21 protein-coding genes are annotated in these 23,561 nt (G+C 66.7%); 10 read left to right on the top strand and 11 right to left on the bottom strand.

Translation table 11 applies throughout. The features are described from left to right. Nucleotides 1-28: 28 nt before the first annotated feature. Nucleotides 29-976, top strand: a complete 948-nt coding sequence (locus ACZYSP_RS18375) for a LysR family transcriptional regulator (RefSeq protein WP_354337969.1) — start codon at nt 29-31, stop codon at nt 974-976. 42 nt (nt 977-1,018) lie between these two features. Here the strand turns inward: ACZYSP_RS18375 and ACZYSP_RS18370 are convergent, their stop codons facing one another. Then, nucleotides 1,019-1,183 carry a hypothetical protein gene (locus tag ACZYSP_RS18370; protein ID WP_176928890.1) on the bottom strand — a complete coding sequence of 55 codons (165 nt, stop codon included), beginning with the start codon at nt 1,181-1,183 and terminating at the stop codon, nt 1,019-1,021. A 674-nt stretch (nt 1,184-1,857) separates the two neighbouring features. Between ACZYSP_RS18370 and oxlT the strand changes: the two genes are divergently transcribed. The 7 genes from oxlT to ACZYSP_RS18335 all read left to right on the top strand — a co-directional run bounded on the left by oxlT (nt 1,858) and on the right by ACZYSP_RS18335 (nt 10,163). After that, nucleotides 1,858-3,141: an oxalate/formate MFS antiporter gene (gene oxlT, locus ACZYSP_RS18365; protein WP_371127396.1), complete on the top strand. Its 1,284-nt coding sequence runs from the start codon at nt 1,858-1,860 to the stop codon at nt 3,139-3,141. Nucleotides 3,142-3,207: 66 nt separating this feature from the next. Continuing rightward, nucleotides 3,208-3,747, top strand: coding sequence for a gamma carbonic anhydrase family protein (locus tag ACZYSP_RS18360; RefSeq protein ID WP_440532646.1), 540 nt, complete (start codon nt 3,208-3,210; stop codon nt 3,745-3,747). A 263-nt stretch (nt 3,748-4,010) separates the two neighbouring features. Continuing rightward, nucleotides 4,011-4,544 carry a formate dehydrogenase subunit gamma gene (locus ACZYSP_RS18355; RefSeq protein WP_489015758.1) on the top strand — a complete coding sequence of 178 codons (534 nt, stop codon included), beginning with the start codon at nt 4,011-4,013 and terminating at the stop codon, nt 4,542-4,544. Further along, nucleotides 4,541-6,100 carry a formate dehydrogenase beta subunit gene (locus ACZYSP_RS18350; RefSeq protein WP_489015756.1) on the top strand — a complete coding sequence of 520 codons (1,560 nt, stop codon included), beginning with the start codon at nt 4,541-4,543 and terminating at the stop codon, nt 6,098-6,100. Before ACZYSP_RS18355 ends, ACZYSP_RS18350 begins: the two co-directional genes overlap by 4 nt. Before the next feature lie 34 nt (nt 6,101-6,134). Continuing rightward, nucleotides 6,135-9,008, top strand: a complete 2,874-nt coding sequence (gene fdhF, locus ACZYSP_RS18345; protein WP_093079747.1) for a formate dehydrogenase subunit alpha — start codon at nt 6,135-6,137, stop codon at nt 9,006-9,008. A gap of 13 nt (nt 9,009-9,021) precedes the next feature. After that, nucleotides 9,022-9,873: a formate dehydrogenase accessory sulfurtransferase FdhD gene (fdhD, locus tag ACZYSP_RS18340; protein ID WP_489015754.1), complete on the top strand. Its 852-nt coding sequence runs from the start codon at nt 9,022-9,024 to the stop codon at nt 9,871-9,873. Between the two features lie 38 nt (nt 9,874-9,911). Next, nucleotides 9,912-10,163 (top strand): formate dehydrogenase subunit delta, encoded by a 252-nt coding sequence (locus ACZYSP_RS18335; RefSeq protein ID WP_093057526.1) that lies wholly within the window; start codon nt 9,912-9,914, stop codon nt 10,161-10,163. Here the strand turns inward: ACZYSP_RS18335 and ACZYSP_RS18330 are convergent. The 7 genes from ACZYSP_RS18330 to ACZYSP_RS18300 form a co-directional block, all read right to left on the bottom strand. Further along, nucleotides 10,105-10,422 carry a hypothetical protein gene (locus ACZYSP_RS18330; RefSeq protein WP_489015751.1) on the bottom strand — a complete coding sequence of 106 codons (318 nt, stop codon included), beginning with the start codon at nt 10,420-10,422 and terminating at the stop codon, nt 10,105-10,107. The two genes, ACZYSP_RS18335 and ACZYSP_RS18330, sit on opposite strands and share 59 nt — an antisense overlap. 95 nt (nt 10,423-10,517) lie before the next feature. Beyond that, nucleotides 10,518-14,579, bottom strand: coding sequence for a translocation/assembly module TamB domain-containing protein (locus ACZYSP_RS18325; RefSeq protein ID WP_489015749.1), 4,062 nt, complete (start codon nt 14,577-14,579; stop codon nt 10,518-10,520). 9 nt (nt 14,580-14,588) lie between these two features. Further along, the gene (locus ACZYSP_RS18320) at nt 14,589-16,529 is read right to left on the bottom strand and encodes an autotransporter assembly complex protein TamA (protein ID WP_489015747.1); all 1,941 of its coding nucleotides are present in this window, start codon (nt 16,527-16,529) and stop codon (nt 14,589-14,591) included. Between the two features lie 62 nt (nt 16,530-16,591). Next, nucleotides 16,592-17,779, bottom strand: a complete 1,188-nt coding sequence (locus ACZYSP_RS18315) for a vWA domain-containing protein (RefSeq protein ID WP_093057530.1) — start codon at nt 17,777-17,779, stop codon at nt 16,592-16,594. Nucleotides 17,780-17,796: 17 nt separating this feature from the next. Continuing rightward, on the bottom strand, nt 17,797-18,384 hold the full coding sequence (locus ACZYSP_RS18310) for a GNAT family N-acetyltransferase (protein ID WP_489015745.1): 588 nt from the start codon (nt 18,382-18,384) through the stop codon (nt 17,797-17,799). A 19-nt stretch (nt 18,385-18,403) separates the two neighbouring features. Then, nucleotides 18,404-18,649 carry a hypothetical protein gene (locus ACZYSP_RS18305; RefSeq protein ID WP_093057533.1) on the bottom strand — a complete coding sequence of 82 codons (246 nt, stop codon included), beginning with the start codon at nt 18,647-18,649 and terminating at the stop codon, nt 18,404-18,406. Between the two features lie 4 nt (nt 18,650-18,653). Beyond that, complete coding sequence (locus tag ACZYSP_RS18300; protein ID WP_093057534.1) at nt 18,654-19,508, bottom strand: AAA family ATPase; 855 nt, start codon at nt 19,506-19,508, stop codon at nt 18,654-18,656. Between the two features lie 160 nt (nt 19,509-19,668). Between ACZYSP_RS18300 and ACZYSP_RS18295 the strand changes: the two genes are divergently transcribed. After that, a complete protein-coding gene (locus ACZYSP_RS18295; RefSeq protein ID WP_093057535.1) occupies nt 19,669-20,361 on the top strand; it encodes a c-type cytochrome in 693 nt (230 codons plus the stop codon). Nucleotides 20,362-20,427: 66 nt separating this feature from the next. Here the strand turns inward: ACZYSP_RS18295 and pcaG are convergent, their stop codons facing one another. Next, complete coding sequence (pcaG, locus tag ACZYSP_RS18290) at nt 20,428-21,036, bottom strand: protocatechuate 3,4-dioxygenase subunit alpha (RefSeq protein ID WP_440532640.1); 609 nt, start codon at nt 21,034-21,036, stop codon at nt 20,428-20,430. A 17-nt stretch (nt 21,037-21,053) separates the two neighbouring features. Further along, a complete protein-coding gene (gene pcaH, locus ACZYSP_RS18285) occupies nt 21,054-21,779 on the bottom strand; it encodes a protocatechuate 3,4-dioxygenase subunit beta (protein WP_093057537.1) in 726 nt (241 codons plus the stop codon). A 104-nt stretch (nt 21,780-21,883) separates the two neighbouring features. Between pcaH and ACZYSP_RS18280 the strand changes: the two genes are divergently transcribed. Next, nucleotides 21,884-22,873, top strand: coding sequence for a LysR substrate-binding domain-containing protein (locus tag ACZYSP_RS18280; RefSeq protein ID WP_489015741.1), 990 nt, complete (start codon nt 21,884-21,886; stop codon nt 22,871-22,873). Between the two features lie 4 nt (nt 22,874-22,877). Here ACZYSP_RS18280 and ACZYSP_RS18275 read toward each other — a convergent pair whose 3' ends face one another. After that, nucleotides 22,878-23,312, bottom strand: a complete 435-nt coding sequence (locus tag ACZYSP_RS18275) for a DUF1841 family protein (protein ID WP_093057539.1) — start codon at nt 23,310-23,312, stop codon at nt 22,878-22,880. Nucleotides 23,313-23,561 lie beyond the last annotated feature (249 nt).

Genomic DNA, 23,561 nt, shown 5'->3' with positions numbered 1-23,561 from the left:
CGCTCGACTGCAGCCACCCTCTTTCCCGATGAAGCATGCGACCCTGCGCCAGTTGAAAGTCTTCGAGGCAGTGGCGCGGCTGCTGAGTTTTTCGCGCGCGGCCGAGGAGCTTCACCTCACGCAGCCCGCCGTCTCCACGCAGGTGCGCAAGCTCGAGGAGCACGCGGGCAATGCGTTGTTCGAGCAGTTCGGCAAGAAGATCTATCTCACGCCTGCGGGCACCGAACTGCTGCAGATCAGCCGCGCGATCATCCAGCAGTTCGAAGCGGCCGAGAACGCGATGATGCAGTTCAAGGGCGTCTCGGGCGGCAAGCTCAACGTGGGTGTGATCAGCGCGGGCGACTACTTCTTTCCGCGCCTGCTGGTCGAGTTCGCGAGCCGGCACCAGGGCGTGACGTTGAACTTCACGGTGCACAACCGCGCGGGGCTGCTGACCCACATCGCAGAGAACCTCACGGATCTCGCGATCATGGTGCGGCCGCCGACCGACCTGGACACCGTCAACCAGCCCTTCGCGCCGCACCCTTATGTGATCGTCGCGGCACCGAGCCATCCGCTGGTGGGTGTGAAGAAGATCCCGATGGCACGGCTGATGCGCGAGCCCTTCGTGGTGCGCGAGAAAGCATCGGACACCTGGCATTCGATGGAAGACGGCTTTGGCGGCGATCTGAGCGGCATCAACATCGCGATGGAGATCCGCAGCACCGAGACCATCAAGCAGGCGGTGATCGCGGGCATGGGCGTGAGCTTCGTGTCGGCCCACACGGTGAGCCAGGAGATGCGCGCGGGCAGTCTCTGCGTGCTCGACGTCGAAGGCTTTCCGCTGATGCTCAACTGGTACGTGGTGCACCGCCGAAGCAAGCGCCTGCCGCCGGTGGCGCAGGCCTTCAAGGACTTTCTGCTGAGCGACGGGCCGTCGCTGATCTCGCAGATCGTGCCGTTCGGGAACCACAAAGAAAAAGAGCGCGGCGAGTAACTCGCGCGCGCTCTTTGTAGGGGAGGGGTCCGGTGCGGCGGCTCAACGCTGCACGGCCGCCCTGCGGCGTTGCATCAGCGCGGCACGTGCGGCCTTGTAGAAGATCACGATGGGCATTGCGGCGAACAGTTCGCGCATTGCGTCGTTGGCGGTGGACGACGAGGCCGGGGTACGGAGGCTGCTGGAATTCAGTGTGGTGTGGCTCATTGAGGGCTCCAAAGGATTGAATCTAAAAGACCGAAGGGATTACCCTGAATTTTAGGGTTTACCCTAGACGAGAGCAAACGCCATTTTTGCGTTTCTTGACCTAGGTCAATTTTTTCGGAGGCAGACAGGTTCTTGCGTAGGCCTGGAACCCGTCTGCAGGAGCGCTTCCGGAGCACATGAGCGAGCGCGCAACGCGCATCGCAAATTCATGAAGGCCATCGCACTGGCCATCGAAAGTTCGCGCGAAGACTTCCGCGATTTTTTCTTCATCGCACCATGCTGCCGCAATGCCGTCGCATCGCGCGATGCACATCGCATGCAGCGCGATGCACGCACGCATCGCGGTGTGTTTCGAACGGCATCGACACACACAAAGCGCGCGTGCAACGAGGCCTCGTGCTAGGGATATCACGGGGGTCCCACGAGGGCGCGATTCGTGTGAACTTGACTGAGGTCAAGAGTTTTTGAGTCGCTCAGTCCGACAGTCATTCACGCGCAGAAAACTGGTGATCCCAATGCCGTGTAGCGATGCCAAGGAAACCTCGTCGCCTTTCGATGCGCACCGATCGCTCGACTGATTGCTCTGTATTCGCAGCCTGTCGGATTTAAACGAAAACACCAAGGACAACTCCATGACTCGGCCCACCTCCACGACCGCGGGTTCCAACCCCGCGATGTATCCCCCGTCCGAAACCTATGGCGCGACCGCGACGCGATCCGAGGCTTACCGATGGGGGCAGTTGCTGATCGGCATCGTCTGCATGGCGATGATCGCCAACCTGCAGTACGGATGGACGCTCTTCGTCAATCCGATCGCAGACAAGCACGGCTGGAGCCGCGCCGCGATCCAGGTCGCGTTCACCATCTTCGTGCTCACCGAGACATGGCTCGTGCCCATCGAAGGCTACCTGGTCGACCGCTTCGGCCCGCGTCCCGTGGTGCTGGTGGGCGGCGTGCTGTGCGGCCTGGGTTGGGTGCTCAACTCGGTGGCCGACTCGCTGCCGCTGCTGTACATCGCGGCGGCCGTTGGCGGTATCGGCGCCGGTGCTGTCTACGGCACCTGCGTGGGCAATGCGCTCAAGTGGTTCCCCGATCGCCGGGGGCTTGCAGCGGGCATGACCGCAGCGGGCTTCGGTGCTGGCTCGGCCCTCACGATCATTCCGATCTCCGCGATGATCAAGTCGAGCGGCTATGAATCTGCGTTTCTGTATTTTGGGATCGGGCAGGGACTCATCGTGTTCCTGCTCGCATGGATGCTGACCCGCGCGCCAAGCCACTCCAAGGCGTCGAACAGCCGCAACGTGCAGCAGGCTGGCCGCGACTACGCGCCGTCCGAGGTGCTGCGCTCGCCCGTCTTCTGGGTGATGTACGCGATGTTCGTGATGGTGGCCGCCGGCGGCCTGATGGCCACGGCGCAGCTTGCGCCCATCGCCAAGGACTTCAAGATCATGGACGTGCCGGTCAACATCATGGGCCTGGTGCTGCCCGCGCTGACCTTCGCGCTCGCCATCGACCGCGTGCTCAACGGCCTCACGCGGCCCTTCTTCGGCTGGGTGTCCGACAAGATCGGCCGCGAGCAGACCATGTTCATCGCCTTCGCGATGGAGTCGGTCGGCATCCTGATGCTCTATCACTACGGCCAGAACCCGATCCTCTTCGTGATCCTGACCGGCATCGTGTTCTTTGCCTGGGGCGAGATCTACAGCCTGTTCCCGTCGACCTGCGCCGACACCTTCGGATCGAAGTACGCGGCGTCGAACGCAGGCATGCTCTACACCGCGAAGGGCACGGCCTCGCTGCTGGTGCCGCTGTCGAGCGTGCTCGCGGCTGCCACCGGCAGCTGGCAGGCGGTCTTCATCGTGGCCAGCGCGGTCAATGCGCTCGCGGCGCTGATGGCGTGGTTCGTGTTGCGGCCGATGCGCCGCAAGCACATCGAGGCGAGCCGCGTCGTCGAATAAATAGACCACCATCGGCTTTCCGTCAGCCGGTACCATCCGGCTTTCTTCCGCCCACGCAGCCCTGCCATGAAGATGGCAGGGCTTTTCGCCGATGCACAGGAGCCCGCAGTGACGATCTACCGACTTGACGCGCATGAACCGGTCATCGACGCCAGCGCCCGCGTGGCCGAGAGCGCCAGCGTGATCGGACAGGTCGTGCTCGCAGCCGGCAGCCGCGTCGGCGCGAATGCGGTGCTGCGCGGCGACAACGAGCCCATCACCATCGGCCGCGGCAGCCATGTGCAGGCGGGCGTGATGCTGCATGCCGACCCGGGCTATCCGCTGACCATCGGCGACGACGTGACGGTGGAGCCGCACGTGATGCTCCATGGCTGCACCGTCGGCGACGGTGCCGTGGTCGGCGAGCACACCATTGCGCTCAACGGCTCGGTGGTCGGCCGTGCGTGCATCGTCGAGTCCGGCTCGCTGCTGACCGAGGGCAAGGTCTTTCCCGACCGCTCGCGCATCGCGGGCAGGCCCGCGAAGGTCACGGGCGAGGTCGACGACGCCGAGGCCGAAGCGCTTCTGCTCAGGGCGCGCGGCAGCGCCGGTCCCTTCGCTCGCTAGGGCCTTTCAGCACCCCTCCCGAAACCCTGCCCGCCCGCAGGGTTTGTGCGCATTGGCACCGTGCTTGTTTCGGCGGAAATTGACTTGCGTCAAGGCCCCCGGCGCCCGATTCATCGACATTGATCCTCAAGCGGATGGCCGCGGGATTCACGTCGAATTTCATGACGTTGGTCCCGCGACAGAACCACGATGAAAACAGCTCCGCTTGCAAGCAGACAGCAATGCAGCAGCGGCGCCGGAAACGGACCAGATCGGACGGGATCATGAAACTACAACAAGCGCAGCAGGGGCACGAGGTACCGCATCCGGCCTCCGGCCCCACCGACAAGGAAGACGAACTCGCCGCCGTGCATCGCAGCCTGCTGCAGCATGCGGACGAACCAGGCGCGCTGCTGCCGATCCTGCACGACGTGCAGGACGCGCTGGGCTACATCCCCGCGCACACGGTGCCGGTGATTGCCGACGTGCTGAACCTCTCGCGTGCGGAGGTGCACGGTGTCGTCACCTACTACCACCACTTCCGTGCCGAGCCGGCTGGCCGGCACGTGATCCAGATCTGCCGCGCCGAGGCCTGCCAGGCGATGGGCGCCGACGCCTTGCTCGCCCATGCAGAACTGCGCCTGGGATGCAATGCGCATGGCACTTCGAAGGACGGAGCCTTCACGCTGGAGCCCGCGTTCTGCCTCGGCCTGTGCGCCTCGTCGCCCGCGATGACGCTCGACGACCAGCCGCATGCGCGCATGACGGCCAAGAGCTTCGATGCATTGGTCGCGCAGACCAGCGGAGGCCGAGCATGAGCACCATCACCGTCTACGTGCCGCGCGACTCGGCAGCGCTTGCAGCAGGGGCCGACCGCGTGGCCCGATGCATCGCGAAGGAAGCTGCGGCGCGTGGCCTCATGCTCGAACTCGTGCGCAACGGTTCGCGCGGCATGTTCTGGCTCGAACCGCTGGTCGAGGTGAACACACCGAGCGGCCGCATCGCCTACGGACCGGTGACGCCCGACGACGTGGCCGGCCTGTTCGATGCCGGCTTCCTCACTGGCGGCAAGCACCCGCTGGCTCTAGGCCTGACCGAAGACATTCCGTACCTGAAGAAGCAGGAGCGCCTGACCTTCGCGCGCATGGGCATCACCGACCCGGTGTCGCTGACCGACTACCAGGCCTACGAAGGCTTCGCTGGCCTGCGCCGCGCGCTGGCCCTCGCACCCGAGGAAATCGTGCAGCAGGTGCTCGACTCGGGCCTGCGCGGTCGCGGCGGCGCGGCCTTCCCGGCCGGCATCAAGTGGAAGACGGTGCTGGGCACGGCTGCGGCGCAGAAGTACATCGTCTGCAATGCCGACGAGGGCGACTCGGGCACCTACTCCGACCGCATGACGATGGAGGGCGACCCCTTCATGCTGATCGAGGGCATGACCATCGCCGGCCTCGCCACCGGCGCCACGCAGGGCTACATCTACGTGCGTTCGGAATACCCGCACGCGATAGCGACGCTGAACGAGGCCATCCGCATTGCCGAAGCAGCGGGCTTTCTCGGCGACAACATCCTGCGTTCGGGCAAGCGCTTCTCGCTCGCCGTGCGCAAGGGCGCGGGCTCGTATGTGTGCGGCGAGGAAACGGCACTGCTCGAAAGCCTCGAAGGCAAGCGCGGCATCGTGCGCGCCAAGCCGCCGCTGCCGGCCATCGAGGGCCTGTTCGGGCAGCCCACGCTGATCAACAACGTCATCACGCTGGCAAGCGTGCCGCTGATCCTGGCGCGCGGCGCGGCCTTCTATCGCGACTACGGCGTCGGCCGTTCGCGCGGCACGCTGCCGATGCAACTGGCCGGCAACATCAAGTACGGCGGCCTGGTGGAGAAGGCTTTCGGCGTCACGCTGCGCGAGCTGCTGTACGACTACGGCGGCGGCTCGGCCTCGGGCCGGCCGATCAAGGCGGTGCAGGTGGGCGGGCCGCTTGGTGCCTACCTGCCCGAATCGCAATGGGACCTGCCACTCGACTACGAGACCTACGCGGCCGTCGGCGGCACGGTGGGCCACGGCGGCATCGTGGTGCACGACGACACGGCCGACCTGTCGAAGCTCGCGCGCTATGCCATGGAGTTCTGCGCGCTCGAGTCGTGCGGCAAGTGCACACCATGCCGCATCGGATCGACGCGCGGCGTCGAGGTCATCGACAAGATCCGCAACAACCAGAACCGTCCGCAGCAGGTGATCTTGCTGCGCGACCTGTGCAACACGATGGTCCACGGCTCGCTGTGCGCCATGGGCGGCATGACGCCGTTCCCGGTGCTCTCGGCACTCGACCACTTCCCGCAGGACTTCGGTCTCGTGGTTCCCGATCGCGAAGCTGCCTAGGCGGTTGCGGCGCAGCAGCAGGAGTAAGAAAGACATGTTGGACCATCTCAAGGAAACCGATTACGGTACCCCCAAGCGCGAATCCACGCGCGAGGTGACGCTGGAGATCGACGGCAACGAAGTGACGGTGCCCGCGGGCACTTCGCTGATGCGCGCGGCGGTGGATGCGGGCATCCAGGTGCCCAAGCTCTGCGCTACCGACAGCCTGGAGCCCTTCGGCTCCTGCCGGCTGTGCCTGGTCGAGATCGAGGGCCGCAAGGGCTTTCCGGCCTCTTGCACCACGCCTGCCGAAGCCGGCATGAAGGTGCGCACCCAGACGCCCAAGCTGCAGGACCTGCGCAAGGGCGTGATGGAGCTCTACATCTCCGACCATCCGCTGGATTGCCTCACCTGCTCGGCCAACGGCAATTGCGAGCTGCAGGACATGGCGGGCGTCACCGGCCTGCGCAACGTGCGCTACGGCTTCGATGGCGCCAATCACCTGAAGAGCGAGAAGGACGAGTCGAACCCGTACTTCAGCTACGACCCGTCGAAGTGCATCGTGTGCAACCGCTGCGTGCGTGCCTGCGAGGAAACGCAGGGCACCTTCGCGCTGACCATCAGCGGCCGCGGCTTCGAGTCGCGCGTGTCGCCGGGCCAGGACGAGGCCTTCATGGATTCGGAGTGCGTGAGCTGCGGTGCCTGCGTCGAAGCCTGCCCCACCGCCACCCTGCAGGAAAAGTCGGTGATCTGGCTCGGCCAGCCCGAGCACAGCGTGATCACCACCTGCGCCTACTGCGGCGTGGGCTGCGCCTTCAAGGCCGAGATGAAGGGCAACGAGGTCGTGCGCATGGTGCCGTGGAAAGACGGCAAGGCCAACGAAGGCCACTCCTGCGTCAAGGGCCGCTTCGCCTGGGGCTATGCGACGCACCAGGACCGCATGCTCAAGCCGATGATCCGCAAGAACATCACCGATCCATGGCAGGAAGTGAGCTGGGACACCGCGCTCAACTACGCCGCGGGCGAGTTCAAGCGCCTGCAGGCCAAGTACGGCAAAGACTCCATCGGCGGCATCACCTCGTCGCGCTGCACCAACGAGGAAACCTACCTGGTCCAGAAGCTGGTGCGTGCCGCCTTCGGCAACAACAACGTCGACACCTGTGCACGCGTGTGCCACTCGCCCACGGGCTACGGCCTGAAGCAGACGCTGGGCGAATCGGCGGGTACGCAGACCTTTGCCTCGGTCGACAAGGCCGACGTCATCATGGTGATCGGCGCCAACCCGACCGATGGGCACCCGGTGTTCGCATCGCGCATGAAGAAGCGGCTGCGCCAGGGCGCGAAGCTGATCGTGGTCGATCCGCGCCGCATCGACATCGTGAAGTCACCTCACGTCAAGGCTTCGCACCACCTGCAGCTCAAGCCCGGCACCAACGTGGCCGTGGTGACGGCGCTGGCGCACGTCATCGTCACCGAAGGGCTTATGGCCGACGACTTCGTGGCCGAGCGCTGCGATACGGCTTCGTTCAAGGAGTGGAAGTCGTACGTCGAGCAGCCCGAGCAATCGCCCGAAGCCACTGAAAAGGCGACCGGCGTGCCGGCGGCCGAGCTGCGCGCCGCTGCGCGTCTGTTCGCCACGGCCGGCAACGGCGCCATCTACTACGGCCTGGGCGTGACCGAACACAGCCAGGGCTCGACGACGGTGATGGGCATCGCCAACCTCGCGATGGTCACCGGCAACGTCGGGCGCGAAGGCGTGGGTGTCAACCCGCTGCGCGGCCAGAACAACGTGCAGGGCGCCTGCGACATGGGCTCGTTCCCGCATGAGTTGCCGGGCTACCGCCATGTGTCGGACAGCACCACGCGCGCCTCGTTCGAGGCCGCCTGGGGCGTGCAGATCAACCCCGAGCCGGGCCTGCGCATTCCCAACATGTTCGACGCCGCCATCGGCGGCAGCTTCAAGGGCCTGTACTGCGAAGGCGAGGACATCGTGCAGTCCGACCCGAACACGCAGCACGTGGCGGCCGCGATGATGGGCATGGAGTGCGTGGTGGTGCAGGACATGTTCCTCAACGAAACCGCCAAGTACGCCCACGTGTTCCTGCCGGGCTCCTCGTTCCTCGAGAAGGACGGTACCTTCACCAATGCCGAGCGCCGCATCTCGCGCGTTCGCAAGGTGATGCCGCCCAAGGCCGGCTATGCCGACTGGGAAGTGACCGTGAAGCTGGCGCAGGCCCTCGGCTATCCGATGGACTACAAGAGCCCCGAAGAGATCATGGACGAGATCGCCGCGCTGACGCCCACCTTCCACGGCGTGAGCTACAAGCGCATCGACGAGCTCGGCAGCATCCAGTGGCCCTGCAACGACGAGGCGCCCGACGGCACGCCCACGATGCACATCGACCACTTCGTGCGCGGCAAGGGCAAGTTCATCGTCACGCAGTACGTGGCGACGGACGAGAAGGTCACGCGCAAGTTCCCGCTGCTGCTGACCACCGGGCGCATCCTCTCGCAGTACAACGTGGGCGCGCAGACGCGCCGCACCGACAACAACCAGTGGCACAGCGAAGACCGGCTGGAGATTCATCCGCACGACGCTGAGGAACGCGGCGTGAGCGACGGCGACTGGGTGGGCATCCAGAGCCGCGCTGGCGAGACGGTGCTGCGCGCCACGGTGTCCGAGCGCATGCAGCCGGGCGTGGTGTACACCACCTTCCACTTTCCCGAGTCGGGCGCCAACGTCATCACCACCGACAACTCCGACTGGGCCACCAACTGCCCCGAATACAAGGTCACAGCCGTGCAGGTGATGCCCGTGATGCAGCCTTCGGCCTGGCAGCAGGAGTACAGCCGCTTCAACCAGACGCAGCAGGACCTGCTTGCCGCCGCATCGGCGCAGCAAAGCGGCGAGACGGTGCCGGCCAAGTGAGAGTGTTCGCCGCATGAACCTGGTCACCGACGCCGTTCAGTTCTGCGAAGGCGCGCAGCTGCTGCCCGTGCGCGGAGTGCGCGGCGGCCGGCCATTCGACGTGCAGGACTGGGTGGCCGAGGAAGTGCCCGTGGCGCTCGAATACAACGGCATCTCGCACGCGGTGATGCTCGCGACGCCGCTCGACCTGGAAGACTTCGCGCTCGGCTTCTCGCTCAGCGAGGGCATTCTCGAAGCGGCGCACGAGCTTTATTCGGTGGAAGCCGAGCCGTCGGCGCTAGGCGTCACGGTGCATCTGCAGGTGTCGGGCGCGGCCTTTGCGCGCCTCAAGCTGCGCCGCCGCTCGATGGCCGGGCGCACCGGCTGCGGCCTGTGCGGCACCGAAAGCCTGACGCAGGTGTCGCGCGAACTGCCCGTGCTGAGCAGCGAGGGCGCCGCGCAGTTCGACCGCGAGGCTATCGGCCGTGCGATGTCGCAGCTGCCATCGCAGCAGACGCTGCAAGAGGCTACCGGTGCCGTGCACGCGGCCGCCTGGTGCTCGGCGGAAGGCGAAGTGATGTGGCTGCGCGAGGACGTGGGCCGCCACAACGCGCTCGACAAGCTGGTGGGCGCGCTCGCGGCCAACGACGTCGATGCTTCCACGGGCTTCATCGCAGTGACCAGCCGCGCGAGTTTCGAGATGGTGCAGAAGGCCGCGATGGCCGGCGCGCCGCTGCTCGCCGCGGTGTCGGCGCCGACCTCGTTCGCGGTGGCCACGGCGCAGCGCGCGGGCCTCACGCTGGTGGGCTTCGTGCGGCAGCAGGACCTGGGCGTCTACAGCCATCCGCAGCGGCTGCGCACGGCGGAACCGCAGCGCGTGCGCTGACGCTTCATCAACAAACAACTCATTTTCTCGAAGGCCCCATGGAGCACGATCATTCGGCACAGCTGGTCAAGATGGCCAATCAGATCGGCACCTTCTTCCAGGCGCAATCGCCGAGCGATGCCGGCGCTGCCACGCAGGCGATTGCCGGGCACCTGAAGTCGTTCTGGGCGCCGAGCATGCGCATCCAGCTGATACGCGACTTCGACGCCGGCAAGACGCCGCTGCTGATGCCTATCGTGGCATCAGCGATTCGCGGCCATCGGGCGACACTGCTGCCTGCTGCGCCATGAGCAGCGACTCGTAGTACAGGCACAGCGGCATCGCGACGAACACCATGCCCGCGACGTAGATCACGAGGCTGGTGACCGGGAACTGCATCTCGTCCCAGTACGGTATGGAAGCCACCGCCGCGATGACGGCGATCAGCGTGATCACGCCGCGCAGCGTGCCGCGCATGAACGCGATGCGCGAGAGCCCCGGTGGGGCATATGTCCGAGGGCCTTGCGCAAAGCTCTGAAGGCCCTCGCCCTTGTCTCCATCTTTTTTCATCGTCGTCGCTCCTCGGTGAAGGCGAAGACGGTTCTTATCACGCGCGCAAGACGCGGGTCAAGGCCGAAGTCCGGCTACTGCGGGACAACCCGCGCTCAGTCGTACTTCACGGTGTAGATCAGGTCGAGCCCGCTCGTCTGCCCCGCCTGCCCGCGCAGCGTGAGCCGCGTCGTCAGGTCGTAGAAGATGAAGATCGTGCCGAATGTGCCGCCCAGGCTGCGTTCGTAGGTGAGGTAGAAATCTTTCGACAGCCGCTTGCCCAGCGTGACCGCCGACTCGCGCAGGTCGCCGCCGCTGCCCGGCCCCTTGAAGCCGAGTTCGTCCAGCCCGAAACGGCTGGCCAGGCTGCCGCCGCTGCCACTGCCGCCGATCTTGCCAAGCAGCGACAGCGCGGCCTGCTGCAGCAGCGCAGACTCGCCGCCGCTGGTGGCCGAAGCGCGGCCCAGGATCACCCATGACAGCGTTTCGGCATCGGACAGCGCGGGCTCCGAATAGAGCTTCACGCGCGGCGATTGCGCGGTGCCGGTGATCTGCACGCCCGCGCGCTGCGACAGGTTCGGGCGGATCGCCAGGACGTCCAGCGCCGGGTTGTCGAACGGCCCGTTGAAACGCGCCACGCCGGTTTCCACGTCGAGCTGCTGGCCGTAGGCGCGGTACTGGCCTTTCACGGTCTTCACTTCGCCGGTGATGCGCGGCGGGGCATTCAGCCTCGTGCTGCGGATCTCCAGGTCGCCTTCGAGGCGCGTGGTGATGCCGCGGCCCTGCACCGCGAAGTCGTCGCCCAGGTCGAAGTTGATGACGATGTCCGGCGGCTTGGCGGTCTGCGGCTTGGCGGCCTGCGCATCGGCCTGGGCGGATTCGCGCTGCGCCGTCTCGGTGGCCTCGCGGTCCTTGGCGGCGGAGCGCACGACGACGTCGCTGCCCAGGCTGGGCGCGGTCTCGTCGGGCAGGATGATGACGGCGCGGTCGGTCTTGAGCTTGCCGCGCACATTGAACTGGCCGTTGTCGAGCCGGGCCTGCACATCGCCCGAGAGCGTGACCTGCCGGTCGGTGCGCACCAGCACGCGCAACGCGCGCAACTGGCCCTGCAGGGCCATGCGGATGCCCGAGGCCGTGCCGCTGGCGGGGCCCCAACTGAGGTCGCCGCTGGCCGAGAGCGTGCCGCCGTCGCTGCGGGCCTCGCTGGCCGAGGTGCTGCGGTTGCCGCTCTGGCCGGCGATGCGCGTGGAGCTGCCGGTGCCGCCCTTGAGCGTGAATTCGGTGATCTCGATGCGCTCGCCGCTGAGCGTGGCGCGCAGGCGGCCATCGCGCAGGTCCAGCCCTTCGACCGGTGCGCGCAGCGCGAGCTTGTCGGCGCCCAGCGTGCCGTTCCAGCGCGGCACGGCGCGGTTGCCCGACAGCGTGGCGCCGGCGTCGAGCGTGCCGGCAATGCGCCAGCCCGGCGGCGCGAGCATCGACCACACGCCGAGGTTCGGCAGCGCGGCCTTGATGGTGCCGCCCAGCGGTGCGTCGGGCGCCCACTGCCAGCCGCCGGCGCGCTGCTGCACGCGGGTGTTGATGTCGGCGTCGATCTTGCCGGCGCGTTCGCTGTCCCACGCGAGAACGGCGTGCACCGCGTCGCCTTCGGCATCGAGCCGCAGTTCGGCCTGGCGCAGGCCGGCCGGCGTGCTGGGCGCGTCACCGTTCCCGGAGGAGGAGTTCATCGTGCGTTCGCTCGCAGTGCCCGTTCCGGTGCTGGTGATGCGAGTGACGAGCGCGGCCTCGCCGGCCTGCACGCGGATGTCGCCGCTCTGGCGGCCGATGCGGGCCTTGGCGCGCAGCGTGTCGCCGGCGTCGATGTCCCAGTCGCCGTTGAACATCAAGTCGCCGCTGATGCCGTATTCGCCCAGCGTGGTATTGGCGCCGAACGCGCCGGCCCAGGCCATCGGCAGGCCCTGCAGCTGTCCCTTGGACTGCACGCGGAACACGCGGTTGGGCGCCGCGCCGCTCTGGCTGAAGCGCAGCGGCTGCCAGTCGATGCGCACGGTGCCGGGCACCGGGCCGCGCAAGGTGGCCGCGGCGGCGGATGCTTCGACGTCGAGGCGGGGTGCATTGCCGCTGGTGGTGCGGATGGTTGCGGTGACTTCGCGGCTCAGCTCCAGCACCCACGGGTCGCCGGGGCGGGCGCTGTCCTGTGCCTGCAGCTTCAGGCTGGCCAGCGCCGCGCGCCATTGGCCGGCGCCGGCGATGCCGCCGCTGGCGCGGGTGTCGATGTTGAACTTCTGCGTGCCGGTGGCGGCTTCGCCCTTCAGCGTGAGCGAGGCCTGTGCGAGGCTGCCTTCGAGATCGGCGCGCAGGTCGCGCAGTTGCACGGCGGTTGTCGTGCCGCCGGGTGTGGCCGAGGGCAGGCTCAGGTCGAGCCGCGGCACGCCGAGCACGGCCTTGAGGCTGGGCTCGGCGCCGCGCTGCGCGGGCGCGTTGGCGTTCTGCAACCGGCGCTGGATGGTCTGCCAGCCGCCTTGCCAGCTGGCGTCGAGCTTCGCCGAGCCCTTTGCGCTGGCGTTCGCGAATACGCCGGACAGCCCGGGCAGGCTTTGCACCCAGCGCTGTACGACGTCAGCATCGTCGATGCTGACCTTGATGTCGCCACCACCCGCAGATGGCGCAATGCGGCCATCGACCTGCGCGCTGCCGCCAGGCAGCACGAGGTTGAGCTTGCCGCTGGCAGCCTGCTCGGCCACGCGCACCTGCAGCCGGCCGTCGACGCTGGCGCGCTGGGCCTCGATGCGCAGCGTGCGCAGGTCGAGCACCTGGTCTTTCCATTGGCCCTGGGCCAGCACGCGGTCGAGCGCGAAGCCTGGCAGGGCCTTGCTGCCGGCGCCGCCCTCTGCGCGCAAGGCACCGTCGAAGGTGATGGTGCTTTCCTTCTGCTCGGCCTTGAGCTGGCCGCTGACGGGCGCGCCCGAGAGTTCGGTGTACAGCGCGCCGGGCCGCACGCCGCGCACGGTGGCCTGCGCCTGCCACGGCGACGGCGCGGGGCTCCACTTGCCGGCCGCATCGATGCGCCCGCCGCCCGCGCGCACGGTGGCTTCGGGAACGCTCCAGCTCGTGCCGTCGAAGCCGACCTTGGCCTGCACCTGTTCGAGCGGCAGTTTCTCCTTGTCCCACGGGCCGGGCACGGCGTTGCGGATGTCGGCCGAGGCCTTCCATGCGGCGGGGCCGGTGTCGGCGTCGGGCTGCAGTTCGACCGTGCCGGTGAGCTGCGTCTGGGGCGCGCCGGGCCACAGGCTCGACGCATCGACGTTGCGCAGGTCGGCCTTCGCGTCGATCACCGGCTGGGGCAGCCAGGGCGCGATCTGTGCCTGCAGGCTGGCTTCCATCGGCGCATCGGCGTTTTCTTCGGCCGGCTTCAGCTCGGCCGCTACCTGCAGCCGCGCGGCGGTGCCGGCGAGCGTGCCCTTCACGGTGGCGGTGGCCAGCACGTCGATGTTGTGGTCCTCGGCCAGCGGCGCCTTCACGCGGCCATCGAGCGATGCGTCGATGGCCATGGGCGCGGGGCCTTGCAGCTTCACGCGGGTGCTGTAGTGGCCGTCGGCGATGTCCACGCCCTTGACCTCCAGCACGTGCTCGGCGGCCTTGTAGCTGTAGCTGCCCGAGAGGTTGAGCGCCTGCAGAGCGGGCGGGCCGGCCCAGCGCACTTCGTCGATGCGGAAGGGCAGCTCGACCTCGATCGGCAGCGCGAGCTGTTCGAGCGGCTCGGTGGGCTTGTCGCTGGGCGGGCCGCGCTTTTCGATGAGCACCTGCTTCGCGTGCACCTCGCCGAGCTGCACCTTGCGTTGCAGCAGCGGCGCGAGCTGCCAGCCGATGGTGGCCTCGTTCACTTCGACGGCGATGCTTTCGCTCTGGTACTTGAGCCAGCCGATGTGGCCGCCGGTGCGCAGCGAGCCGCTCACGTCGCGGCTTTCGAGCGTCTGCCCGGCCGGCAGCCGCTGCGCCGCCTGCGCGATCGCGAAGGCGAGCGAGGTGTTCGAGCCCAGCCACCACCACGCGCCCGCGACCAGCAGCACCACGGCGAGCAGCAGGCCGGCCACGGTCCAGGCCAGGGCGCGCATTGCCCGGCGCGCGCGCGAGCGGCGGGGGGCGAGGGGCGTTGGCGTGGGGTCTGCGTCGGTCTGCATCGAAAAAAATCAGAAGGTGAAGCCGAGGCGGAAGTGCAGGCGGAATTTCTTCGAGTCCACGCCGTAGGCCAGATCGGCCTGCACCGGCCCCACGGGGCTGCGCCAGCGCGCGCCCACGCCCACGCCCACCTTGGGCTTGAGCTCGCCGGGCTTGTCGGCCACGGCGCCGGCATCGGCGAACACCACGCTCTCCCATTCGGTGAGCTTGCCGTTGTAGACGAAGGGGCGCTGCCACTCCACGCTGGCCACGCCGAGGTAGCGGCCCGCAACGGTCTGGCCGTCGGCGCGCACGGTGCCGATCTGCTTGTAGCTGTAGCCGCGCACGGTGGTGTCGCCGCCGGTCAGGAACATCAGCGTGGACGGGATCTGCGCGCTGTCTTTGGCCGACACCGCGCCGGCCTCCAGGCGCAGCTGCAGGCGGCTGCGGCGCGCGCGTGCTTCCTTGTCGTCCGCCGAGCCCAGCGGCAGCACGCCGAGCCAGCGTGCGTAGGTGCGCGTGAAGGGCGTCTGCTCGCCGGTGAGCGTGTAGCCCGCGGCCACTTCGAGTGCGAGACCGAAGCCGCGCGAGGGCGACGCGTTGTCGTCGAAATAGCGGCCGGTCCAGCCCCAGTTGGCCGTCACGGCAGAGGCCGAGGGCGGTGCGTTGATGCCGCGGTTCTGCGCGTAGTCGTACTGCAGGAAGTAGCTGCGGTCGATGTGGTCGCCCGACTTGCTGCGCCCGCCTCGCAGGCGTCCGCTGTCGACCACGTAGCTGCCCGATTGCTCGCTCTTCAGTTCGGCGCCCGAGAACCATTGCCAGCCCCGGTCGTCGGGAATCGCCTTCCACTCGGTGCCGAGCGACTTGATGTCGTTGTCGACCGACAGCCGCGAGACGGAGCGCCAGCCCAGCAGCGGAATCTGGTTGTGGATGTGGTCGATCGACAGGCGCGGGCCGTTGTCGGTGGTGAAGCCCACGCCCATCACCACCTTCTGCAGCGGTGCCTCGCGCAGTTGCGCGATCACCGGCGCGGCCAGCGGGTTGCCGCTCTCGGTGTCGAGCGTGAGGAACACCGAGTCGTAGTAGCCGCTGCTGGCCAGGCGCTGCTGGGCATCGAGCAGCTTCTGCTGGTCGTAGTCGGTGCCGCTGGGCAGGCGCGCGATGCGGCGCGCGCCGTCGGGGTCGTAGCGCTGGATGCCGTGCAGCATGAGCGGACCGAATTTGTAGGCCGGGCCCGACTGGTAGGTGACGCTGAGGCGGGCCTCGCTGCGGTCGGCGTCCACTTCGGCGCGGCTGATCTCGATGCTGCCGGTGGGAAAGCGCTTGGCCGTCAGGCTGCGCAGCGCGGTGGTCTTGGCATCGTCCCAGGCCTGCTGGGTGAAGGGTTGGCCGGCGCGCAGGGCCCAGTTGGTGCGGATCGAATCGCGCTGCGCCTCGGCGGTTGCGTCGTTTGCGATCGGGCCGCCGTAGCTGATCTGCACGTTGCTCACCTTGGTGCTCTCGCCGGGCGAGACGGTGATGACGATTTCGCGCGGGGCCTTGGTGTTTTCGGGTGTCTCGTTGAGTTCGAGCGTCAGCGTGGGCGAGAAGTAGCCCATGGTGCCGAGCAGCTCGCGTGCATTGGCTTCGGCGGCCACCATGAGGCGGGAGATTTCGGTGGCGCCGAGGTCGTCGAGCTCGCGGTAGCGCTGGATCTCGAGGTGCAGCTTGAGGTAGTCGCGAACGGCCTCGGGGCCGCGCACATCGACGGTGAAGGCGTCGCGCTTGTCGGTTTTTTTCTTATCGTCGTCCTTGCCGTCGTCAGTGGCGGCGGCGCTGTCGGCAGCACCGCTGCGCACGAGGCCGGCTGCGGGCTTGTTGTCTTCGGGCGCCTCTTTCTTCGGCAGCAGGCTGCAGCCTTGCAAGAGCAGGACGCCGGAAAAAAGCAAAGCCGGCCACCATGCCGGCGAAGAAACTGAAACCACCCTGACCATGGGCGGATTCTGACAGCAAGATTCGCCGGTTCCTGAAGCGTCCGGATACAGATGGCTTCGTCCTACTTGGACAGCATGCGCATCGCGTCTTCGAGGCCTCGCAGGGTCAGGGGGTACATGCGGTTCGACATGAGCTGCTGCATCACCGCGATGCTCTGGCGGTACTGCCACACGCCCTGCGGCTCGGGGTTGATCCACGCGAACTTCGGAAAGGTGTGCGTCAGGCGCTGGATCCACTCGGCGCCGGCCTCTTCGTTGTTGTATTCGACGCTGCCGCCGGGCTGCAATATCTCGTAGGGGCTCATCGTGGCGTCGCCGACGAAGATGAGCTTGTAGTCCTTGTTGTACTTGCGCAGGATGTCCCAGGTGGCGAACTTCTCGGAGAAGCGGCGCTTGTTGTTCTTCCACATGAAGTCGTACACGCAGTTGTGGAAGTAGAAGAATTCGAGGTGCTTGAACTCGGTCTTCACGGCCGAGAACAGCTCTTCCACGCGCTGGATGTGCTCGTCCATCGTGCCGCCCACGTCCATCAGCAGCAGCACCTTGACGTTGTTGTGGCGCTCGGGCCGCATCTTGATGTCGAGGTAGCCGGCATTGGCCGCGGTCGAGTGGATGGTGTCGTCGAGGTCCAGTTCTTCGTCGTGGCCTTCGCGCGCGAACTTGCGCAGCCGGCGCAGCGCAACCTTGATGTTGCGCGTGCCAAGCTCCTGCGTGTCGTCATAGTCCTTGTAGGCGCGCTGGTCCCACACCTTCACTGCGCTCTTGTTCTTGCCGGCCCCACCAATGCGGATGCCTTGCGGGTTGTAGCCGCCGTTGCCGAAGGGCGAGGTGCCACCGGTGCCGATCCACTTGCTGCCGCCCTCGTGGCGTTCCTTCTGCTCCTCGAAGCGCTTCTTGAGCGTTTCCATGAGCTCGTCCCAGCCCATCTTCTCGATCTTGGCTTTTTCCTCGGCGGTGAACTCACGTTCGAGCGTTTTCTTGAGCCAGTCGAGCGGCACTTCCTTCGTGAAGTCGGTCAGCATCTCCACGCCCTTGAAGTAGGCGGCGAAGGCGCGGTCGAACTTGTCGTAGTGCTTCTCGTCCTTCACGAGCGCGGTGCGCGAGAGGTAGTAGAAGTCGTCGATGCCGTAGGCGCCGTCGGAGTTGGGGCCCACCACGTCGGCCTGCAGGGCTTCGAGCAGCGTGAGGTATTCCTTGACCGACACCGGCAGCTTGGCCGAGCGCAGGGTGTAGAAGAAGTCGATGAGCATGGGGCGCCCCTTGTGTTTCAGCCGCGCGGCTTGTCGAGCAGGTACAGCAGCTGGGCCTTCACCTCGGGCCATTCGCCCGCGCGCAAGCTGTACATGACGGTGTCGCGGATGGTGCCGTCGCGGCGCATCGCGTGGCCGCGGATCACGCCGTCTTTCTTGGCGCCCAGCCGCTCGATGGCGCGCTGCGAGGCGTAGTTGAAGTTGTCGGTGCGCCAGCCCACGGTGTTGCAGCCGAGTGCGTCGAAGGCATGCGTGAGCATCAGCAGCTTGCAGGTGGTGTTGACGTGCGTGCGCTGGCAGCGCGCGGCGTACCACGTGTAGCCGATCTCCACGCGCTTCACACCCGGCAGGATGTCGTGGAAGCTGGTGCTGCCGAGCACCGTGCCGGTGGCCTCGTCGGTCACTGCGAAGGCGAAGCGGTCTGCGGTCTTCAGCGCGGTCTCGATGTAGGCGCGCGTGTCCTGCGGCTCAGGCACTGAGGTGACGCGCAGTTTCCACAACTCGCCATCGGCGGCCGCGGCGCGCAGGCCGTCTTCATGAGCCAGCGACAGCGGCACCAGCGCGATGCCGCGGGCCTTAAGCGTGACGGGTTCGACGAACGCCATTTCAAACTCTCTTGTGTTTTCAGCCTTTGGGATCGCCATACTTGCGCACGTACCAGGCGCGCGCCAGTTGCACCCCGCCACCGCCGCCCAGGCCGATCAGCAGGATCCCGAAGATTTCCTTGTTGCCGTAACCGGCGGCGCCGAAGGCATCGAGGCCCAGCAGCAGCCCCAGCCCGCGGCCGAGCAGCGCACCCAGCACGAACAGCACTGCCTGGGCAATGCCCAGCTTCATCAGCTGCCCCGTGGGATGCGGCGTCTGGCTCATGGACTCAGCGGTTGTTGCGTTGCATGAAGACGAGCTTCTCGAACAGCGTCACGTCCTGCTCGTTCTTGAGCAGCGCGCCCACCAGCGGCGGCACGGCGACCTTGTCGTCCTTGCTCTGCAGCGCTTCGAGCGGAATGTCTTCGGCCACCAGCAGCTTGAGCCAGTCGAGCAGCTCGGAGGTCGAGGGCTTCTTCTTCAGGCCGGGCAGGTTGCGCACGTCGTAGAAGGTCTTCATCGCGGCCGTGAGCAGCTCTTGCTTCAGGCCAGGGAAGTGCACGGCGACGATGTGCTTCATCGTCTCGGCATCGGGGAACTTGATGTAGTGGAAGAAGCAGCGGCGCAGGAAGGCGTCGGGCAGCTCCTTCTCGTTGTTGGAGGTGATGAACACCACGGGCCGGTGCTTGGCGCGAATGAGTTCTCGCGTCTCGTAGCAGTAGAACTCCATGCGATCGATTTCGCGCAGCAGGTCGTTCGGGAATTCGATGTCGGCCTTGTCGATCTCGTCGATGAGCAGCGCCACCGGCTGGTCGGCCGTGAAGGCCTGCCAGAGCACGCCCTTGATGATGTAGTTCTGGATGTCCTTGACGCGCTCGCCGCCGTCGACGTCTTTGAGCTGCGAGTCGCGCAGGCGGCTCACGGCGTCGTATTCATACAGGCCCTGCTGTGCCTTGGTGGTCGACTTGATGTGCCACTGCAGCAGCGGCAGGCCGAGCGATTGGGCCACTTCCTCGGCCAGCATGGTCTTGCCCGTGCCGGGCTCGCCCTTGACGAGCAGTGGGCGCTTGAGAGTGATGGCCGCATTGACCGCGAGCATCAGGTCTTGCGTGGCGACGTAATTGTCTGAGCCCTGGAATTTCATGAGTGAGATGAGTGAGACGGAGGCTGGGGTGGAGAAAAGAACACACTCGACACGCGTTGTGCAGCCTCAGGGTTGGCCTGCACAGGGTTCCAGGGGACCCCTGCATATAATCGAATGTTGATTCGAAAAACTGTACTCTCCACGAGATTGTGCGCGCAAAATGAACAAGTTGTTGACCACGATGTTTGCCCTTGCTGTCGCTTGCGTGACGGTCTCGGCTGAAGCCCAGCAAGTCACTGGCAAGGCCCAGGACGGAGCAAAGAAGGTTGCGATGTGCGTGGGCTGCCACGGCATCATTGGCTATCAGGCCAGCTTCCCGGAGATCCACAAGGTGCCGATGATCGCCGGCCAGAGCGCCACGTACATCACGGCCGCGCTCACCGCGTACAAGGGCGGCGACCGCAAGCATCCCACCATGCGTGCCATTGCCGACACGCTCACCGACCAGGACATCGCCGACCTCGCTGCCTACTACAGCCAGTTGGGCCTGAAGGACGGCAGTGCACCGCCGGCCACGCTGGCCAAGGCCACGCCCTCGAATGTCGAGGCGCTCATCACCCGCAACGCCGACAACAACTGCACCAAGTGCCACGGCGCCAACTTCAACACGCCGAACGACGGCACCGTGCCCAAGCTGGCCGGCCAGCATGCCGACTACCTGTTCGTCGCGCTCAAGTCGTACCGCGTGAAGAACAACCCGCACCTCGGCCGCTCGAATGCGGTGATGGGCCAGCAGGTCGAAGACAAGAAGTTCACCAACGCCGAGCTCAAGACGCTGGCCAGCTACATCAGCTCGCTGCCCGGCGAACTGAAGACGGTGCCCGAATCGCGCATTCACCACGGCGCCGAATAAGCGCTTCGCTCATAACAAAAAAGCCCGCTGCGAGCGGGCTTTTTTGCGTCCGGGATTTCCCTGAGATCAGACGTCGAAGAAGGCAGTCTCGTCAGTGCCCTGCATGCGGATGTCGAAGCGATACGTCACTGCGCCGCCTTGCTCCACGCGCTCGGCGATCAGCGTGTGGCGGCGATCGGCCGGCACGCTCTGCAGCACTGCGTCCTTCGCGTTGGCTTCGGCTTCGTCGCTGAAGTACACGCGCGTGAACGCATGCAGCAGCAGGCCGCGCATCAGCACGATCACGTTGATGTGCGGTGCTTCGCCGGGCGATTCAGCGCCGGGCTTCACGGTGTGGAACACGAAGCGGTTGCCTTCGGCGGTGCCCGTGCCGACGCGGCCGAAGGCGCGAAAGCCCATGGCGCGTGCCTCGTCGGGCGTCTGCGGGTAGCGGCCTTCGCCGTCGGGCTGGCTGATCTCGACCAGCGCGTCGTTGATCGGGTTGCCGTCGCCGTCGATCACCCGGCCTTCGAGGCGGATGCGCTGGCCGCTGGCCTTGTCGAGCGCCAGCACGGCGTCGAAGGGCTGGTCGAAGTCGTAGCCGTACTGCGTGGCGGTGAGGCCGTAGGCGAAGTAGGGGCCCACGGTTTGCGAGGGGGTCTGGCCGAAGTCGGCTTCCTGTGCGGTCATCAACATGGTGTGTGTCTCCTGGCTCAGCGGTTCTCGAAAGGCGTTTCGTCCGCGCCGCGCAGCACGATGTCGAACTGGTAGCCCAGTGCGTAGCCCTCTTCGGTGATGTCGAGGCTGAAATCGGCGATGAGACGGTTGCGGTAGCGCTCGGGCGTGCCGGTGATCATCGGGTCGTACTGCATCAGCGGGTCGCCGGGGAAGTACATCTGCGTGACCAGGCGGCTCGCGAAGCTCTGGCCGAACAGCGACAGGTGGATGTGCTGCGGGCGCCATGCGTTCGGGTGATTGCCCCAGGGGTAGGCGCCGGGCTTGATGGTGAGAAAGCGGTAGCGGCCTTCGCTGTCGGTCAGGCAGCGGCCCGCGCCCAGGAAGTTGGGGTCCAGCGGTGCGTCGTGCTGGTCGACCTTGTGCACGTAGCGGCCGGCGGCGTTGGCCTGCCACAGTTCGACCAGCGTGTTGGCCACCGGGCGGCGGCGCTCGTCGAGCACCTGGCCGGTGAGGATCATGCGTTCGCCCAGCGGTTCGCCGTTGCGGCGCGCGTTGCGCGTGAGGTCGTTGTCGAACTCGCCGATGCTGTCGTGGCCGTACACCGGCTGCTGCAGTTCGCCGAGCGAGGCCTTCAGCGGAATCAGCGGCTTCTGCGGGCCGCGCTTCACGGTCGACTTGTAGCCGGGGTAGACATAACTGGGGTGGGCTTCCCAGTCGCGCGGGGTGAGGATGGGCGAGGGGCCCTTGGTCTTGGTCAACATGTACGTTGTCTCCTGTCGTGGGACGAATCCGGAAGCCGCCACTTTAGAAGCGGCATCCGATGATGTAAATTGAAGATTGCTCCGTTCTCAATAACCAGAAGGCATTGAAAGACTCCGCCGATCTTCGCCAGGACTTCGTGCGCAATGTGCAGTTGCGGCACCTGCGCTGCCTCGTTGCCGTAGCGCAGGAGCGCCACCTCGCGCGCGCGGCCGAACGGCTGGCGCTGAGCCAGCCGGCCGTGTCGAAGACGCTCTCCGAGCTGGAGTCCATCGTCGGCACGCGGCTGGTCGAGCGCAGCAAGGCCGGCCGGCGCGGCGTGCAGGGTCTCACGGCCGCCGGCGAGCAACTGCTCGCGCATGCGCTGCGCGTGCTCGAAGCGCTCGATGCCAGCGCGCAGGCCGTGGCGCCAGCGGCTGGCGGGCGCATCGAGCGCTTGCGCATCGGCGCGCTGCCGAGCGTGGCGCCGGCCCTGCTGCCGATGGCGCTGGCACGGCTGCGCGACAGCCGGCCTTCGGTGCAGATCGTGGTGAAGAGCGCCGCCAACCCCACGCTGCTCGACGAGTTGCGCGCCGGCGAGCTCGACCTGGTGGTCGGCCGCATGAGCGATCCGCGCCTGATGGGCGGCCTGAGCTTCGAGCTGCTGTACACCGAGCCGCTGGTGTTCGCCGTGCGCGCGGGCCATCCGCTGGCGCTGAAGGCGGCGTCGGTGCAGGCGGTGCTGGCTTATCCGCTGGTGGTGTACGGCGAGGGCACGATCCCGCGCCACAACACCGAGAGCTTCCTGTCGGCGCGCGGCCTGGTGTTGCCGGCCAACGCATTGCAGACGCTCGACGTGGCGGTGGCGCGCGCGCTGGTGGCGGTGTCCGATGCGGTATGGATCACGCCGCTGGGCGCCGCGCGCAGCGAGCTGGCGGACGGGCGCCTCGCGCGGTTGCGCATCGAGACGGCTGGCACCGAAGAACCGGTCGGGCTGCTGCAGCGCAGCGATGCCGAGCCTTCGGCGCTGCGCGGCGCCATGGCAGCGCTGCTGCGCGAGGCTGCGAAGCAGCAGGGCGCGGTGCCGCAGCGGCCCAGGAAAACATCCCGCGGCTAACTGGCTAGTCTTTCGTGGCCCTGCGCTGCACGCAGGCCACGTAGCCCTCGCCATCCGGCGGCCGGCCCGCGCGCTGGCTCTCCCACATCATCTGGCCCAGGCAGTCCATCGCCTCGTGATGCGCATGCAGCAGCGAGCCGCGGCGCGCTGCCAGCAGCTCGACGGCCTGGCGAATGCCGCGCGGCTGGTCGATGGAGCACTGCTCGCTGATCGACAGATGCATCGACAGATGAAGGAACGGGTTCTCGCGCCCGTTCGATCCGTCGTACACCCGCGCCACCGCCGCGTCGGCATCGACAAGGTCCTCGTGGTACTCGGGGTGCTCGTCGATCCAGCCGGCCGCGATGGTCTCTAGCGCTTCCATCGGCAGGCCCTGCCGGTGCTTGGCGTACACGTCGCAGAAGAAGCGGCGCACGTCTTCCTGGGAGGGGTTGAACATATATAGATAGAGCAGAAGAAAAAGAGGGATGGGAGCCGTGTGTGGGGGCCGTGTTTGCGAGCCGTTTCGCAGGCGGCTTCGGGAGCTTGGGATGTGTCGGATGTTCCGGGTACAGGGCGTTACATCGTTACGTAACGAATCGCCAAATGACCTTCTTACGAGCTGTTTCCACACCCTGGTGGAAACCCCCGCTTAAAGAAAAATCTCCATACAAATCAACAGGTTGCATTGCTCTGGACCGCTTTGGCA

The sequence above is a fragment of the Variovorax sp. F042 genome (assembly GCF_057814215.1).
This window is presented reverse-complemented; position numbering and strand designations above follow the sequence as displayed.

Coding starts and splice junctions, on each gene's coding strand:
- ACZYSP_RS18355 (WP_489015758.1), top strand. CDS start 4,011: ATGAAACTACAACAAGCGCAGCAGGGGCACGAGGTACCGCATCCGGCC.
- ACZYSP_RS18275 (WP_093057539.1), bottom strand. CDS start 23,312: ATGTTCAACCCCTCCCAGGAAGACGTGCGCCGCTTCTTCTGCGACGTG.
- ACZYSP_RS18335 (WP_093057526.1), top strand. CDS start 9,912: ATGGAGCACGATCATTCGGCACAGCTGGTCAAGATGGCCAATCAGATC.
- ACZYSP_RS18350 (WP_489015756.1), top strand. CDS start 4,541: ATGAGCACCATCACCGTCTACGTGCCGCGCGACTCGGCAGCGCTTGCA.
- pcaH (WP_093057537.1), bottom strand. CDS start 21,779: ATGTTGACCAAGACCAAGGGCCCCTCGCCCATCCTCACCCCGCGCGAC.
- ACZYSP_RS18320 (WP_489015747.1), bottom strand. CDS start 16,529: ATGGTCAGGGTGGTTTCAGTTTCTTCGCCGGCATGGTGGCCGGCTTTG.
- ACZYSP_RS18305 (WP_093057533.1), bottom strand. CDS start 18,649: ATGAGCCAGACGCCGCATCCCACGGGGCAGCTGATGAAGCTGGGCATT.
- pcaG (WP_440532640.1), bottom strand. CDS start 21,036: ATGTTGATGACCGCACAGGAAGCCGACTTCGGCCAGACCCCCTCGCAA.
- fdhF (WP_093079747.1), top strand. CDS start 6,135: ATGTTGGACCATCTCAAGGAAACCGATTACGGTACCCCCAAGCGCGAA.
- ACZYSP_RS18295 (WP_093057535.1), top strand. CDS start 19,669: ATGAACAAGTTGTTGACCACGATGTTTGCCCTTGCTGTCGCTTGCGTG.
- ACZYSP_RS18360 (WP_440532646.1), top strand. CDS start 3,208: ATGAAGATGGCAGGGCTTTTCGCCGATGCACAGGAGCCCGCAGTGACG.
- ACZYSP_RS18310 (WP_489015745.1), bottom strand. CDS start 18,384: ATGGCGTTCGTCGAACCCGTCACGCTTAAGGCCCGCGGCATCGCGCTG.
- oxlT (WP_371127396.1), top strand. CDS start 1,858: ATGTATCCCCCGTCCGAAACCTATGGCGCGACCGCGACGCGATCCGAG.
- ACZYSP_RS18330 (WP_489015751.1), bottom strand. CDS start 10,422: ATGAAAAAAGATGGAGACAAGGGCGAGGGCCTTCAGAGCTTTGCGCAA.
- ACZYSP_RS18315 (WP_093057530.1), bottom strand. CDS start 17,779: ATGCTCATCGACTTCTTCTACACCCTGCGCTCGGCCAAGCTGCCGGTG.
- ACZYSP_RS18300 (WP_093057534.1), bottom strand. CDS start 19,508: ATGAAATTCCAGGGCTCAGACAATTACGTCGCCACGCAAGACCTGATG.
- ACZYSP_RS18325 (WP_489015749.1), bottom strand. CDS start 14,579: ATGCAGACCGACGCAGACCCCACGCCAACGCCCCTCGCCCCCCGCCGC.
- fdhD (WP_489015754.1), top strand. CDS start 9,022: ATGAACCTGGTCACCGACGCCGTTCAGTTCTGCGAAGGCGCGCAGCTG.
- ACZYSP_RS18375 (WP_354337969.1), top strand. CDS start 29: ATGAAGCATGCGACCCTGCGCCAGTTGAAAGTCTTCGAGGCAGTGGCG.
- ACZYSP_RS18370 (WP_176928890.1), bottom strand. CDS start 1,183: ATGAGCCACACCACACTGAATTCCAGCAGCCTCCGTACCCCGGCCTCG.